This window comes from Streptomyces sp. NPDC048516 (genome assembly GCF_043199875.1).
In the GTDB taxonomy this organism is placed as follows: Bacteria; Actinomycetota; Actinomycetes; order Streptomycetales; family Streptomycetaceae; genus Streptomyces.
The window spans coordinates 18,009-31,591 of sequence record NZ_JBICWS010000011.1; the positions used below are offsets into that span (position 1 = coordinate 18,009).

The window sequence follows — 13,583 nt, forward strand, 5'->3', positions numbered from 1 at the left end:
GAGCACTCCGGTCGGCGACACGGCGGCCGGCGGGCTCGGCGCGACGAGGGGCGGCGCGCACTCGACACACCGAGATTCACGCGAGCGCATTTAAACATACGTCTTATACGTTCGTCTTGTACGTCCGTACAGATCTGCTCTACGGTGAAACCATGGACACCGCCACCGCCACCGCCACCGACACCGACACCGACACCGCCAGGCGCTCCGCGCTCACCGTCGCCGGCCGCGCCCTTTCCTACGTGGACTTCGGCGGCCCCGGCCGGCCGCTGCTCGCCCTGCACGGGCACATGTCCGAGGGCCTGTCGTACGCCGAGCTCGCCGCCCGTCTCACCCCGGAGTGGCGGGTCATCGCCCCCGATCAGCGCGGCCACGGCGAGTCCGACCGGGCGGCCGACTACGGCCGGGAGGGCTACCTCGCCGATCTGGAAGCCCTCATGGATCACCTGCGTCTGGACCGGGCGGCCCTCCTCGGCCACTCGCTCGGTGCGATCAACGCCTACCAGTTCGCAGCCCGCCGCCCCGAGCGCGTCACCGCACTGATCAATGCCGAGGGGTGCGCCGAACTCGGCCTGGACGGCAGCAACCCGCTGGCGTTCGTCCTGAACCTGCCGGCGGGCAGCACCCCCGGCCGGGAGGCGCTTGTCGCGCAACTCGGCCCGCTCGCACCGCACTTCGAGTCAGCCGTCCGCGAGCGGCCGGACGGCACCTGGGGCCTGCACTTCCACCCCCAGGACATCTACGACTCCGAGGACCACGTGCACGGCGACCACTGGGCCGACTGGACCGGCTCCACCTGCCCGGCGCTGCTGGTGCGCGGCACCAAGGGAGGCGTGCTGCCGGCGGACCAGGCAGAACGGATGGTCACCCGACGCCCCGGCACCCGCCTCGTCGAACTGGAGACCGATCACTTCGTCTACGCCAACGACCCGGCCGGCTTCGCGGCTGCGGTCCACGGCTTCCTCGCCGGATGAAACGTTCACCCAGGACGTGGTGAGGCCGAGCCGGGAATGGGGTTGCGGCGGGACCGCTGAGCCCGGTGAGCTACTTCCATGAACGGTGCCACCGAGCAGGAGCGACCGGTGAGGGCAGGGAGAGTCCGTGCGATCACCGGGCGACCGGCGCCTTGGCACGGACCGGCAGTGCTCGTGGCCCTGATGCTGGCCGCCTTCACCTTCAACACCGCGGAGAACCTGCCGATCGGCCTCCTGGGGCTCATCTCCGTGAGTCTTCGGGTGTCCCTGCCGGCGGTCGGCCTCCTGGTCACGGGTTACGGCGTGACGGTGGCCGTCGCATCGTTGCCGCTCGCCCACGCCCTGCGGGCGGTGGCCCGACGACATGTACTCACGGCGCTACTGGCCGTGCTCGTCGTCTCCAGCCTGGTCGCGGCGCCGGCCACCTCCTACTGGCTGCTCCTCGTGGCACGGCTGCTGACCGCGCTCGCCCAGGCCCTGTTCTGGGCCGTGGTGGGGCCGGTCGCGGTGGGCCTGTTCGCGCCCCAGGTCCGCGGGCGTGTGGTCGGGGCGCTGTCCGTCGCCGGTTCACTCGCCCTCGTGATCGGTGTTCCGGCCGGAACCTGGCTGGGTCAGCACAGCGGCTGGCGGGTGCCCCTCGCCCTGCCGGCGGCCCTGGGGCTCATCTCCCTGGTGACGATCGCCGCTCTCCTGCCGACCTCGCGTCCGGAAGAAGAACCTGCTGCCTACGGAACCGTCCCGGATGCCCGCCGGTTCGGTACGGTGCTTGCGGCCGGGGCCCTGTCCGCCACAGGGGCGTTCGCGGGATACACCTACATCGTGAAGTTCCTGGGCGACGTGAGCGGGTTCTCCCCGGGCACGGTCAGCGCCCTGCTCGTGGCTTTCGGCGTCGCGTGCCTGGCCGGGGTGAGCATCACCGGCGCGCTGCTGGATCGCTTTCCGCAGTCCGCGCTGGGCACTGCCGTCGCCACGCAGGCGGTGGGGATGCTCGGCCTGTACGCGGCCGGCACCGACCCGGTGGCGGCGGTGGTGTTCCTGGTGCTGATGGGCGGTGCACTCGGGCCGGTGTTCATGGCCACCCAGAACGCGATGCTGCGTTGCGCACCGGGCCGCACGGACCTCGCACTCGCGGCGAACTCCGGTTCGTACCATGCCGGTATCGCGGCGGGCGCCGCGCTCGGGGGGCTGATCCTGCCGCTGGCCGAGGTGCGGGGCACCTTCCTCGCCGGCGGGCTGCTGACGCTCGGGGCCTGCGCGGTGCTCCTCGGTGGGGCGGTGCTCCTCGGTGGGCGGGTGTCCGCCCGGCGGTGACAGCGCCCGTACCACTGCGCCGGCAACGGACTCCACCGACAACGGGCTCACCAGCCCGGCCGGCCCGCCACCCCGCCGCGGCCATTCGTTCTTCACTGGGCCCCAACGCTGGCGCTGTGCGGCCGCGAAACGGGCGTCTTCGCCGGGGGTTTGTCCGTAAACCGTTCACGGTCGGCACCGGCAACACAAGGCAAAGGCAAGGAGGTTGCCCACTCCTTGCCACTCTTAACTTATAGCGCACCGGGGGGCTTGCGGCAAGGCCCAGGGTGTGCCGCAGAATGCTCGACCAAGGCCAGGACCTGCGGAAATCGCAGATTTGCGACGTTCGTGGGCTGTTGTTGGCGTAGCTCGATGCAGGTCGGCACCCGCCAACGGCGCAGAGGGGCGGCGGTGCGGTGTACGTGCCGCCGGACTGCGCGTGGGGCAGCCGGCCGGAATCCCATCTCGTGGAACGGGGCGTTTTGATGATTGATGTGATCGTGGCCGGCGGCGGGCCGACCGGGTTGATGCTCGCCTGCGAGCTGCGGCTGCACGGTGTGGGGGTGGTCGTGCTGGAGAAGCTGACCGAGCCGACCGGGGAATCCCGCGGGCAGGGTCTGCACGCGCGCAGCGTCGAGCTGATGGACCAGCGTGGCCTGCTGGACCGGTTCCTCGCGGTCAGTGAGAAGTTCCGGGCCGGCGGGCTCTTCGGCGGCATCATGAAGGCGTGGCCGGACCGGCTGGAAACGGCTCACCCGTACGCACTCGCCGTCCCGCAGCCGGTCACCGAGCGGCTGCTCCATGAGCGTGCCGTCGAACTCGGCACCGAGATCCGGCGCGGCTGCGAAGTGGTCGGGCTGAGCCAGGACGAGGACGGGGTGACCGTCGAGCTGGCGGATGGGGGTACCTCCGCCCATGGGGGCGTGGCCGCCACGGGCGGAGGAGGGGGAGGCACACACCTGCGGGCGCGCTACCTCGTCGGGTGCGACGGCGGCCGCAGTGCGGTGCGCAAGCTGCTCGGCGTCGGTTTCCCCGGCGAGGCCGCCACCGTCGAGACGCTGCTGGGTGAGATGGAGGTGACCGAGGATCCGGCGACGATCGCCTCCGTCGTCGAGGAAGTCCGCAAGACCCAACTGCGGTTCGGTGTCGCCCCCCAGGAGAACGGGGTGTGCCGCGTCATCGTGCCCGCCGACGGGGTGGCCGAAGACCGTGCGACCGCGCCGACCCTGGAGGAGTTCAAGCAGCAGCTGCGGGCGACGGCGGGCACCGACTTCGGGGTGCACTCGCCGCGCTGGCTGTCCCGGTTCGGTGACGCCACCCGGCAGGCCGAGCGCTATCGGGTGGGCCGGGTCCTGCTGGCCGGCGACGCGGCGCACATCCACCCGCCGACCGGCGGGCAGGGGCTCAATCTCGGCGTGCAGGACGCGTTCAACCTCGGCTGGAAGCTGGCCGCCGAGGTCGGCGGCTGGGCGCCAAAGGGGCTGCTGGACAGCTACCACGCCGAACGGCACCCGGTGGGTGCCGCCGTGCTGGACAGCACCCGCGCGCAGATGACGCTGCTGGGAACCGACCCGGGGGCGACCGCGCTACGGGAGCTGTTCTCGAAGCTGATGGATTTCGAGGAGGTGAACCGGTACGTGACCGGGATGATCACCGCGGTCGCGGTCCGCTACGACTTCGGCGAGGGCCACGAACTGCTCGGCCGGCGGCTGCGGGACGTGCAGCTGAAGCAGGGGCGCCTCTACGAGCTGATGCACGGCGGCCGCGGACTGCTGCTCGACCGGACCGGCCGGCTCTCGGTGGCGGGCTGGGCGGACCGGGTCGACCACGTCGTCGATGTCAGTGAGGAACTGGACGTGCCCGCGGCGCTGCTGCGGCCGGACGGCCATGTGGCCTGGGTCGGTGACGACCAGCACGACCTGCTCCGCCTGCTGCCCCGGTGGTTCGGCGCTGCCGGCAGCTGAGCACGGCGGCGGTCCGGCCGCTTCGAGACGCGCGGGCCGGGCAAGCGGGTCGGGGCAGGCGGGTCAGGGAGAGCGGTCCGGGAGGCCGGCGGTCTGCCGGGCGCGTGCCAGCGCGACCAGGATGTCCTGGGCGGCTCGCTCGCCGGAGCGCACCGCTCCCTCCATCAGGCCGTGCATCAGCGTGGCCGACTCGGTACCGGCCCAGTGGATCCGGCCCACCGGCTCGCGCAGCGCACTGCCGTAAGGGACGGGCGACCGGGGTGCGAGTGTCTGTCCGGACAGGTGCTGCTCGCGCCAGAACGGCTGTGGGTACACCGTGTGCACCCGGATGATCGCCCCCGGCACCACCCGCTGCGGCAGATGGCTGTAGAGAGCGGGCAGCGGCGGATCGAACGTGATCCGCCCCGCCGGCACCGGGGGCGTCGCCACGATCACCCGCTGCGCCCGCACGGTGAGCGAGGGGGAAACCACCTCGATGCCGGTGGCGTCGTGGGCGATCCGCTGAACGGGGCTGGACAGGTGCACCCATGCCCCCAGCTGCTCGGTTGCGGGATGACGCGCTGTCCGGGCGGTGAGGTGCCGATCGGGTGGTGGAATGCCAACGGTGGTGGGGTGCCTGCTTTATCGGGCGGTGGTGCGCCCGGCGCGCAGCACATGGCCGCTGAACGCGTCGGCATCGGTGACGGCGTCGGTGTCGCCACCGGGAGCGGGTTCGCCCAGGTATCGCGCCAGCAGTTCGGGCCCCGTGAAGTCCTCGATGTCGTCCAGCTTCATCGCGCGCAGCTCATCGGCGATGCCGTCCGGGGTGAAGTGGCTGAGCCAGGGTTCGCCGAACTCCGCCACCCGCCGTGTGGCGGCCTCGTACGCGGCGCGGAGCTCCGGCGCCATCGACGGCGACGGTTCGACGTAGTAGTCGAACACCACGTGGACGGGCGCGGTGTGCTCGGCCACGCAGCGCAGTGTGGCGAGGACGGCGTCCCGTGTCAGGTAGGGCGTGACCCCGAGCCAGATGAAGAACGCCGGTCGGGTGCGGTCCAGTCCGGCCGCGTCCAAGGCCTCGGCGAGGGTGTCGCGTTCGAAGTCGGTCGGCGCGAAGGCCAGCGACGGCGGGAGGGCGATCCCGGCCGCGGCCATCTGCTGCCGCTTCCACTCCTGGGTGTCCGGATGATCGACCTCGAACACCGTCAAGCCGGCGTGGGGGTTGCGGTAGGCGAAGGTGTCCAGGCCCGCGCCGAGGACCACGGCCTGCCGGGTGCCGGCGGTCACCGCGGCGGCGAGCGAGTCCTCGGCGAAGCGGCTGCGCGCGGCGACGAACCGGATGTTGTGCCGGGCGACCGGGTCGTCGGGCGGTGGCGGCAACGCGCCGGGCTCGAGGTGGAGGACCTTCGACGCCAGCGGGTCGGTGAAGACCCTCCGGGGATCGGCCTGGTGGCGCGCACGGGCGTGCGCTGCCCTCATCGCGGTACGGCTCGGCTGACCGGCTTCCATGTGTACCCCCAGAAACTTCCGACTCAAGGACCTCAGGCATTTCGTGTGCAACGCCGGAGTATGCCGTGTGTGACGCCGGTCCGTCCGGGGTTTCCGGTCTTCTCGCCCCGCCCGGAGCTGGTCGGTCCTGGTCGGCCCCGGTCGGCCCCGGTCGGTCCCGGTCAGTCCTCGGGGTGGGTGGCCGCCCAGCCGTGTTCGAGCAGGGCGAAAGCGCCTTCGGCGGCCCGGCGCGGGTCGGTGTGCCGCTGGAGGAGCCCACGGGTCTCCAGCGCGAAACGGGCGAGGGCGGCGCAGGTGACGTCGCCCTCGGGGGCGCCGGTCTCCTCGGTGATGGCCCGTGCGACGGCCGTTTCGTGGCGCATCCACATGCGGTGGGAGTAGTCGCGCAGTGCCGGGGTGTCCTCGACCATGCGCAGGAACGGGGCGCACCTCGGGTCCTTGGCGAGGTCCTGTGTCAGCAGGATGTGCGCGCACAGCGCCTGCGGGATCGACTGTCCGGGGGCGCGTTCCCGCACGGCGGCGACGAGCGCCGCCTCGATGTCGTCCTCCTCGTCGAAAACCAGCGCTTCCTTGCTGGGGAAGTGCTTGAACAGGGTGGTCACCGACACGTCGGCGGCGTCGGCAACCTCCTTGACGGAGACCTGGTCGTAGCCGCGGTCGAGGAAGAGCTCCAGTGCGGCGTCGGCCAGCGACTTGCGGGTTCGGGCCTTCTTGCGCTCACGGCGCCCGGTCGGTTCGGTCACCGTCGCAGCGTATCCCGAAGGGCATCACGAAGCGCACTCACTGCGAAAGTAAACTCATTGCACTTATTTAGTGGGTGTGCTTTCTTGGTCGTGCCGGATCTCCCGGCGGATCACCCACGTCCGAGGGGACAGCCCCATGCACTCCACTCGTCACCCCCGCATCGCCGTCGTCGGCGCCGGCCCGGGCGGCCTTACCTGCGCCCGCGTCCTGCAGCGCCACGGTCGCTCCGTCACCGTCTTCGAACGGGAGCCCTCCGCCGGAGCCCGCCCGCAGGGCGGCTCTCTCGATATGCACGGCAGCACCGGTCAGGCCGCCCTGCGCGCGGCGGGGCTGCTCGACGGCTTCCGCGCCCTCTCCCGCCCCGAAAGCCAGGAGTGGCGCCTGCTCGATCCCGCCACCGCCGCCGTCCTGCCAGCGCAGGGCCCGCCGGACGACCACGGCGAGGAGGACAGGCCGGAGATCGACCGCGGTCAGCTGCGCGGTCTGCTCCTGGATTCCCTCACCGCGGGCAGCGTGCGGTGGGACCGTGCCGTCAGCGGCGTCACCCCGCTCGCGGACGGCACCGGCCGCCTGCTCTTCGGTGACGGCACCACCGAGGACTTCGACCTGGTGATCGGCGCCGACGGCGCCTGGTCGCGGGTGCGCCCGGCCCTGTGGGACGCCGTACCCGGCTATACCGGTGTCACCTTCGTCGAGGCCGGCTTCGACGACTGCGACACCCGTCATCCCGATCTTGCGCGGATGGTCGGCGCCGGCACCATGGTGGCCAGGGCCGACAGCAAGGTCCTGTTCGCCCAGCGCAACAGCGACGACCACCTCCGCGTCTACATAGGCTTCCGCGGACCGGAGGACTGGCAGGTGGCCGCGGGCGTGGAGCTCGGTGACACGGCGGCCGTGCGGGCGCACCTGCTGACGATGTTCGACGGCTGGGACGAGCGCCTGCTCGCTCTGCTGCGCGACCACGACGGCGACTTCATCCAACGGCCCCTCTTCGCGCTGCCCGTCCCGCCCACCTGGGAGCACGTCCCCGGCGTCACGCTGCTCGGCGACGCCGCGCACCTGATGCCACCGCTCGGGCTCGGCGCCAATCTCGCCATGCTGGACGGCGCCGAACTCGCCCAGGCCCTCGTCACCGAACCCGCCGTCGACGATGCCGTCCGTGCGTACGAGAGCGTCATGCTGCCGCGCTCGGCCGAGGCCGCCAAGGGCTGTGCGGAGGGGCTGGCGCACCTCCTTCCCCCGACGGGCGCCTGACCACGCCCCGGTGCCACTACGGGTACCGGGTCGGGGCGGCCGGGCGGGAAGGAGCGGGACCAGCGGCAGGAGCCGGAGCGGGGATCAGACGCGAGAACGGGACCGGGACCAGGAACGCGGACGGCCGGGCTACTCGCCCCGGGCCGCGTTCTTCTCCTTGATACGGGCCGCTTCCTTGCGGACCTCGGCCTGGGTGGCGCGCTCCTTCTGCAGCCACTCGGGGCTGTCCTTCTTCAGCGCATCGATCTGCTCCGTGGTGAGGGGCTCGGTGACACCGCCCCGCGCGAGGCCGGAGATGGAGATGCCCAGCTTCGCCGCGACCACCGGCCGGGGGTGCGGGCCGTTGCGCCGCAGGTCCTGCAGCCACTGGGGCGGATCGGCCTGCAGGGCGTTCAACTCGGTGCGCGAGACGACACCCTCCTGGAACTCGGCGGGGGTGGCCTCGAGGTACACACCCAGCTTCTTCGCCGCGGTGGCGGGCTTCATCGTCTGGGTGCTCTGGTGCGACGTCATGATGTCCAGGGTATCGATCGTGTGCGCTACCTCCGACCACGACCGGTAACCTGTCCACGTGACTGGCCCGGAAGATTCCCCTTCGTTCCGTCTCGCGTATGTCCCGGGGGTGACGCCCACGAAGTGGGTGCGGATCTGGAACGAGCGGCTTCCCGACGTTCCCCTGACCCTCGTCGCGGTGTCCGCCGCGGAGGCGTTCGGCGTCCTGCGGGGCGGCGACGCCGACGCGGGCTTCGTGCGGCTGCCGGTGGACCGGGCGGACCTCAGCGCGATCCCGCTCTACACCGAGACGACCGTCGTCGTGGTCCCGAAGGACCACCTCGTGACGGCCGCCGACGAGGTGTCCGCCGAGGATCTGGCCGACGAGATCGTGCTGCACCCCCTCGACGACACCCTCGACTGGGAGCACCGGCCGGGACGGCCCGCGAACGAGCGCCCGGCCACGACCGCGGACGCCGTGGAGCTGGTGGCGGCGGGGGTGGGCGTCCTCGTCGTCCCGCAGTCCCTCGCCCGTCTGCACCACCGCAGGGACCTCACCTACCGTCCGGTGTCGGACGCCCCGGCCTCACGGGTCGCGCTGTCGTGGCCGCAGGACGAGACCACCGACCTGGTGGAGGACTTCATCGGGATCGTCCGCGGGCGGACCGTCAACAGCTCACGCGGGCGCCGCCCGGACCCGGACCCGGCGCAGCCGAAGGGCAAGCGCGGCGAGACGGGCGGCGCGCGGCGAAAGCCCACGGCCGGGAAGCCGTCCGGAAAATCGGCGGGGAAGCCGTCCGGCAAGAGTCCACGGGGCGGCGGTTCCGGCGGTGCGAGGGGCGCCAAGCGCGGCAAGCCCCGGCGCCGGTCGTAGCCCGCGGGGGCTGCCCGCGGCACCCGCGCGACCGCATCCGGACAGCCCGAGGCCGCCGTCCCGCCACGGGGACGGCGTACCACCGACCACGCCTCAGACGTACCGCCGCATCGCCTCGGGCATACCGCCGCCGCACCTCGGGCCTGCCGCCGCCCTGCCTCAGGCGTGCTGCGGAACCTCGTCCTTCATGGCCGCCCTGATCTGTTCCCGCAGTTCCGGGCTGTCCTGGTGTCCGTGGACGGATACCGCGTGTTCACTGGCGGCGCGGAGCACTTCTTCCTCCTCGCCGGCGATGACGAGGGTGCAGTTCATCTCGCTGGGCTGATCCCGGCAGTCGATCTTCTTGCGCATGGTGCACCTCCATGTCCCCTTGTGTCCCCCTCGTATCTCCTCCTCTCCTCCAGTGTCGTCCGGGGGCGACACCCGCCGTATACGGCGAATCCCGTATGGCGCGCGGGGTGACCGTCCTGCTGCAGTGGGACAAGGACGAGAGTGGGACAAGGACGAGGAGGGACGGGGAGGTGAGAGACATGACGGCTTCCGCGGATGTCACCTCCGGCGCCGCGGTGGACGAGGACCGGGTGCAGGAGTTCCTGGAGAGAGTGATCGCCGACAGCGGCGCCGCGATGGCCGGCCTGTGCACCTCGCTCGGCGACCGGCTCGGCCTGTACCGGGCGATGGCCGGCGCCGGTCCCCTCACCTCCGCACAACTCGCCGCCCGCACGGGGCTGGTCGAGCGCTACGTACGCGAATGGCTGACCTCCCAGGTCGCCGGCGAATACATCGGCTACGCGCCCGGCACCGATACCTACCTCCTGCCCGACGAGCACGCCGCCGTCCTGGCGGACCCGGATCTGCCGACGTACGCGGCGGGGTTCTCGACCGTGCTGCAAGCTGTCTACGCCACCGAGGACATCCTCCTGGAGGCCTTCCGCACCGGTGAGGGCATCGGCTGGGAGGAACACGGAGCGGCGCTGTTCGCCGGCACCGCGAAGTTCTTCCGCCCCGGTTACTCGGCCGCGCTGGTACCGGAGTGGCTGACCGCGCTGGACGGCGTGGTGGAGAAGCTGGAGCGCGGCGCGCGCGTCGCGGACGTCGGATGTGGCTACGGCTACTCCACGACGCTCATGGCACAGGCCTTCCCCCGGTCGCGCTTCGAGGGCTTCGACTTCCACCGGCCGTCCGTCGAAGCGGCCCGCGGCATCGCGGCCGAGCGGGGACTGGACGACCGGGTCAGCTTCCAGGTCGCCACCGCCCAGGACTTCCCGGGCGAGGACTTCGACCTGATCACGTTCTTCGACTGCCTGCATGACACCGGTGACCCGGGCGGCGCACTGCACCACGCCGAGCAGGCACTGGCCGACGGCGGCACCTGCATGGTCGTCGAGCCGAACGCCTCGGGCAACGCCCAGGAGAACGTCAACCCCGTCGGACGGGCGCTGACCGCAAGCTCGGTTGCCGTGTGTCTGCCGTCCGCGCTGGCCCAGCACGGGCCGCAGGCACTGGGAAACCACGCGGGAGAGGAGGTGATGCGGCAGCTCGCCGACGAGGCCGGACTCCTTCACTGGCGACTCGCCGCACAGAGCCTCGTCAACCGCGTCTATGCCGTCGGGCGCTGAGGCGTCTGACGCGCCCGGCCGGTCTTCCCCCGGCCGGCCGGGTGGCCCTCGTGCGACCGTCCTGTGCCCGCCGGCACGCGTGTGACCGGCCTGTGCCCCCCTCGGCACGCGTGTGACCGGCCTGTGCCCCCTCGGCACCCGTTTGACCGGCCTGTGCCCCCTCGGCACCCGTTTGACTGGCCTGTGCCCCCTCGGCACGCTGGAGGTATGAGCGCGGCCGCGGAGGCCGGCCTGCGGCGCATTCTCGCCGTCGTGGACCTCCTGATCGATGCCGTCGACGAGGACACCCTGGTCCCGGCGCTGCTGCCGCTGCTGCTCGGTGCCATCCCCGGTGACAGCATCATCTGGTCCCCCCGCGCCGGCTCCACCGACCGGCCGCTCACGATGCCCGCGGGTCTGTTGACCCAGGACATACGGGAGGCGTTCGCCCGCGAGTCGGCGGCCGATTCCCTCGTCACCCACACCACCCTGGGCCCCGGCACCCCGATGCGCCGCTCCACGCTGCAGACCCGCAGCGCCTTCCACGCCCTCGCCGCCTACGCCGACGTCTACCGGCCGCTGGACGCCGAGCAGCAGCTCGCGATGTCGTTTCCGGCAGGCTACGCGGCCGGTGTGCCGCGAAAGGTGTGTGTGGCGATCAGCCGCAGCGGCAGCGACTTCTCCGACGACGATGTGGCGGCCGCGGCCCTGCTGCGCACCCGGCTCAGCCGCGTCCTCAACCGGCTCGCCCCGCCCACGCCTGCACCGTCCCCCGTCACCCGCCGCGAGTCCGCCGTACTCACCCTGCTCGCCCGGGGCCTGACGAACCAGCAGATCGCCCGCCGGCTGGCGATCAGCCCGCGCACGGTCGACAAGCACCTGGAACACGCCTACGCAAAGCTGCAGGTGGGCGGGCGGGTGGAGGCGGCGAACGCCTGGCTGACCCGGGGGCCGACGGCGCTGCGGCTCGCGCCGTAGGGCCAGGCCCGCGCGGCGGTTCCTCGCCCCCTCGCTGCCTCCTCGCTGCCCCCTCGCCTCCTCGCTCCTCTCCTCCCGCGGGGTTCGCGACTTCCGCGGGGTTCGCGACTCCCGCGGGGTTCGCGACTCCCACCGATGATTTTCCGTCCGCGGCGGCGTCTACCCGTTGCACGGACATTCCGTGCGCACGGCGCCCCGGCGCCGTCCGACGGGAGGAATCCTCATGACCACCGACACCACACGCAGCGCCGACGAGGCGCAGATCCGGGAACTGCTGGAGGACCGGGCGGCCGCGACGACACAGCGGGACGCACGGCGGTTCCTCGCCGCCTGCGCGCCGGACCTGGTGGACTTCAGTCTCGCTCCTCCGCTGCAGTTCACGGGGCCACAGGCGCTGGACCAACAGGCCGTCGAGACCTGGTACGCGACGTGGCAGGGACCGATCGAGGTGTCACTGACCCAGGTCGAGGTCACGGTCGGCGACGACGTCGCCTTCAGCCACAGCATCAACCGGATGCACGGGACGAAGACGGACGGCTTCGAGGTGGAGCTGTGGAGCCGGGCGACCGTCGGCCTCCGCAAGATCGACGGCACCTGGAAGATCACGCATACGCACAGCTCGGTGCCGTTCCTGATGGACGGGTCGGGGCGTGCCGCGCTGGACCTCAAGCCGTAGGGCACCGGGCGTCCTTGCCCGCACCGGCACCGCTCACCGCGGCAGGGCGTGGCGCCGGTAGGTGACCTTGTTGTGGCGGACCTGGGTGACCTCGACGCTCAGGTGCCGGTCCAGCCCGAAGGGGAAGTGAGCCGTACAGCGCACCTCGTCGTACGGCACGGGCCGGAGGTCGCCGGAGCAGTGCACCGCATCGGGCCCGTTGCGGAAGGGCAGGTTGAGCTGGCCGCTGAGCGTTCTGGCGATCTCGGTGCGCAGCACGGTGTGGGTACCGCCGTCGACCTCGCTGGTGGCGTCGCGGGCGAGGAGGTGGACGGCGGCGAGGGTGCACACGCCCGCGAGGGTGAGGACCGCGGTGAGGACGGTGACGAGGCCGATGAGCAGGCCGCGCCGTGGTGGGTCCGTGGTCACGTCCGTCAGCTCCCGGTGCCGCGGGGGTGCCGCCGGCGGGCGAGGGCTCCCCAGCCGGCCGCGGCCAGCAACAGCAGTCCGCCCGCGGTCGTGGCCACCCGGCCGGTGCCGGCCGCGCCGCCCAGGCCGGTGTCCGCGCCGCCCTGGGGCACGACCCCGTCGGCGCCGCCGGAGACGATCATGGTGCCGGTGAGGGTCTTCCGGCCGTCGCCGGACTGCTCCCCGTACTCCTCGCCGCGTCCGCTGCCGTGGCCTTCGCCGTCCTCCCCGCCGCGCACCGCGCCGTCTTCCTCGTCGCCCGCCGGGCCGGTGTCCAGGGCGCTCTGCCGGGCCCGGGAGGTGCCGCCGCAGGTGAGGGTGACCCGGTAGGAGCCGGGCGCGGTGTTCTCCGGCAGGATCGCGGTGCCGCCGAGCCGCCCGCTCCGGCCGGCGAGCTGCAGCGGGGGGATGCCCGCGTCGTCGAAGGTGGCCTCCGCGGTGTCACCGGAGCACTGCCCGCTGTCGGAGACGGAGAAGGCGGCGCCCGGTGCCACCGGGTCGGGCTGTACGACCACCGCGTCCGCGGTGTCCGGCGCGGAGCCGGGCTCGGCGGCGGCTCCCGTCACCGTCCCGGTGACGGCCTCGGCAGCGGCATCGGCACCGCCGTCGTCGCCGAAGAGCAGGACGGACAACGCCAGGGCGCCGGCCGCCAGCGCGTACAGAGGAATCTGACGTATGGGCATAACCCGAGAGAAGCGTCCGGCCCGGCGGCGCGCACCTCGATGGCGGGCCCCGGCAAGGCCAACTTCCGCGGGAGACGCCGACCCACCGCCTCTTCCCGCAGGTCACAAGGGTGCGCACGCC

15 protein-coding genes are annotated in these 13,583 nt (G+C 72.3%); 8 read left to right on the top strand and 7 right to left on the bottom strand.

All coding sequences use genetic code 11. The features are described from left to right. Positions 1-152: 152 nt before the first annotated feature. The 3 genes from ACGFR7_RS22145 to rox all read left to right on the top strand — a co-directional run bounded on the left by ACGFR7_RS22145 (position 153) and on the right by rox (position 4,228). The gene (locus ACGFR7_RS22145; RefSeq protein WP_393321824.1) at positions 153-974 is read left to right on the top strand and encodes an alpha/beta fold hydrolase; all 822 of its coding nucleotides are present in this window, start codon (positions 153-155) and stop codon (positions 972-974) included. A gap of 183 nt (positions 975-1,157) precedes the next feature. Further along, entirely contained in the window at positions 1,158-2,285 is a 1,128-nt protein-coding gene (locus ACGFR7_RS22150) for an MFS transporter (protein WP_393322385.1), read from the top strand. 464 nt (positions 2,286-2,749) lie between these two features. After that, on the top strand, positions 2,750-4,228 hold the full coding sequence (gene rox / locus ACGFR7_RS22155; RefSeq protein WP_393321827.1) for a rifampin monooxygenase: 1,479 nt from the start codon (positions 2,750-2,752) through the stop codon (positions 4,226-4,228). 63 nt (positions 4,229-4,291) lie between these two features. Here rox and ACGFR7_RS22160 read toward each other — a convergent pair whose 3' ends face one another. From ACGFR7_RS22160 to ACGFR7_RS22170, 3 genes are all read right to left on the bottom strand, one after another. Next, a complete protein-coding gene (locus tag ACGFR7_RS22160) occupies positions 4,292-4,825 on the bottom strand; it encodes a flavin monoamine oxidase family protein (RefSeq protein WP_393322388.1) in 534 nt (177 codons plus the stop codon). Positions 4,826-4,849: 24 nt separating this feature from the next. Continuing rightward, on the bottom strand, positions 4,850-5,686 hold the full coding sequence (locus ACGFR7_RS22165; protein ID WP_393321830.1) for a class I SAM-dependent methyltransferase: 837 nt from the start codon (positions 5,684-5,686) through the stop codon (positions 4,850-4,852). A 191-nt stretch (positions 5,687-5,877) separates the two neighbouring features. Continuing rightward, positions 5,878-6,459: a TetR/AcrR family transcriptional regulator gene (locus tag ACGFR7_RS22170; protein ID WP_393321833.1), complete on the bottom strand. Its 582-nt coding sequence runs from the start codon at positions 6,457-6,459 to the stop codon at positions 5,878-5,880. A gap of 136 nt (positions 6,460-6,595) precedes the next feature. On the opposite strand from ACGFR7_RS22170, the gene ACGFR7_RS22175 reads away from it, so the two are divergent. Further along, complete coding sequence (locus ACGFR7_RS22175; protein ID WP_393321836.1) at positions 6,596-7,714, top strand: FAD-dependent oxidoreductase; 1,119 nt, start codon at positions 6,596-6,598, stop codon at positions 7,712-7,714. Positions 7,715-7,843: 129 nt separating this feature from the next. Here ACGFR7_RS22175 and ACGFR7_RS22180 read toward each other — a convergent pair whose 3' ends face one another. Continuing rightward, positions 7,844-8,227, bottom strand: a complete 384-nt coding sequence (locus ACGFR7_RS22180) for a DUF5997 family protein (protein ID WP_393321838.1) — start codon at positions 8,225-8,227, stop codon at positions 7,844-7,846. 58 nt (positions 8,228-8,285) lie between these two features. Between ACGFR7_RS22180 and ACGFR7_RS22185 the strand changes: the two genes are divergently transcribed. Next, on the top strand, positions 8,286-9,080 hold the full coding sequence (locus ACGFR7_RS22185) for a LysR substrate-binding domain-containing protein (protein WP_393321841.1): 795 nt from the start codon (positions 8,286-8,288) through the stop codon (positions 9,078-9,080). A gap of 159 nt (positions 9,081-9,239) precedes the next feature. On the opposite strand, the gene ACGFR7_RS22190 is transcribed toward ACGFR7_RS22185, so the two are convergent. Next, on the bottom strand, positions 9,240-9,431 hold the full coding sequence (locus ACGFR7_RS22190) for a DUF1059 domain-containing protein (RefSeq protein ID WP_350249934.1): 192 nt from the start codon (positions 9,429-9,431) through the stop codon (positions 9,240-9,242). A gap of 179 nt (positions 9,432-9,610) precedes the next feature. Here ACGFR7_RS22190 and ACGFR7_RS22195 point away from each other — a divergent pair, with 179 nt between their 5' ends. The 3 genes from ACGFR7_RS22195 (at position 9,611) to ACGFR7_RS22205 (ending at position 12,332) form a co-directional block, all read left to right on the top strand. Continuing rightward, positions 9,611-10,699 carry a class I SAM-dependent methyltransferase gene (locus ACGFR7_RS22195; protein WP_393321844.1) on the top strand — a complete coding sequence of 363 codons (1,089 nt, stop codon included), beginning with the start codon at positions 9,611-9,613 and terminating at the stop codon, positions 10,697-10,699. A 207-nt stretch (positions 10,700-10,906) separates the two neighbouring features. Beyond that, on the top strand, positions 10,907-11,656 hold the full coding sequence (locus tag ACGFR7_RS22200; RefSeq protein WP_393321847.1) for a LuxR C-terminal-related transcriptional regulator: 750 nt from the start codon (positions 10,907-10,909) through the stop codon (positions 11,654-11,656). A 223-nt stretch (positions 11,657-11,879) separates the two neighbouring features. Beyond that, positions 11,880-12,332, top strand: coding sequence for a YybH family protein (locus ACGFR7_RS22205; RefSeq protein WP_393321850.1), 453 nt, complete (start codon positions 11,880-11,882; stop codon positions 12,330-12,332). Between the two features lie 33 nt (positions 12,333-12,365). Here the strand turns inward: ACGFR7_RS22205 and ACGFR7_RS22210 are convergent, their stop codons facing one another. Continuing rightward, positions 12,366-12,740, bottom strand: coding sequence for a DUF4333 domain-containing protein (locus ACGFR7_RS22210; RefSeq protein WP_393321853.1), 375 nt, complete (start codon positions 12,738-12,740; stop codon positions 12,366-12,368). Between the two features lie 5 nt (positions 12,741-12,745). Beyond that, positions 12,746-13,462: a hypothetical protein gene (locus ACGFR7_RS22215; RefSeq protein WP_393321855.1), complete on the bottom strand. Its 717-nt coding sequence runs from the start codon at positions 13,460-13,462 to the stop codon at positions 12,746-12,748. Positions 13,463-13,583 lie beyond the last annotated feature (121 nt).

Bases quoted from the DNA above. Each gene is read 5' to 3' on its own strand.
- ACGFR7_RS22145 (WP_393321824.1), top strand. From the start codon at position 153: ATGGACACCGCCACCGCCACCGCCACCGACACCGACACCGACACCGCC.
- ACGFR7_RS22150 (WP_393322385.1), top strand. From the start codon at position 1,158: ATGCTGGCCGCCTTCACCTTCAACACCGCGGAGAACCTGCCGATCGGC.
- rox (WP_393321827.1), top strand. From the start codon at position 2,750: ATGATTGATGTGATCGTGGCCGGCGGCGGGCCGACCGGGTTGATGCTC.
- ACGFR7_RS22165 (WP_393321830.1), bottom strand. From the start codon at position 5,686: ATGAGGGCAGCGCACGCCCGTGCGCGCCACCAGGCCGATCCCCGGAGG.
- ACGFR7_RS22175 (WP_393321836.1), top strand. From the start codon at position 6,596: ATGCACTCCACTCGTCACCCCCGCATCGCCGTCGTCGGCGCCGGCCCG.
- ACGFR7_RS22180 (WP_393321838.1), bottom strand. From the start codon at position 8,227: ATGACGTCGCACCAGAGCACCCAGACGATGAAGCCCGCCACCGCGGCG.
- ACGFR7_RS22190 (WP_350249934.1), bottom strand. From the start codon at position 9,431: ATGCGCAAGAAGATCGACTGCCGGGATCAGCCCAGCGAGATGAACTGC.
- ACGFR7_RS22195 (WP_393321844.1), top strand. From the start codon at position 9,611: ATGACGGCTTCCGCGGATGTCACCTCCGGCGCCGCGGTGGACGAGGAC.
- ACGFR7_RS22200 (WP_393321847.1), top strand. From the start codon at position 10,907: ATGAGCGCGGCCGCGGAGGCCGGCCTGCGGCGCATTCTCGCCGTCGTG.
- ACGFR7_RS22205 (WP_393321850.1), top strand. From the start codon at position 11,880: ATGACCACCGACACCACACGCAGCGCCGACGAGGCGCAGATCCGGGAA.
- ACGFR7_RS22215 (WP_393321855.1), bottom strand. From the start codon at position 13,462: ATGCCCATACGTCAGATTCCTCTGTACGCGCTGGCGGCCGGCGCCCTG.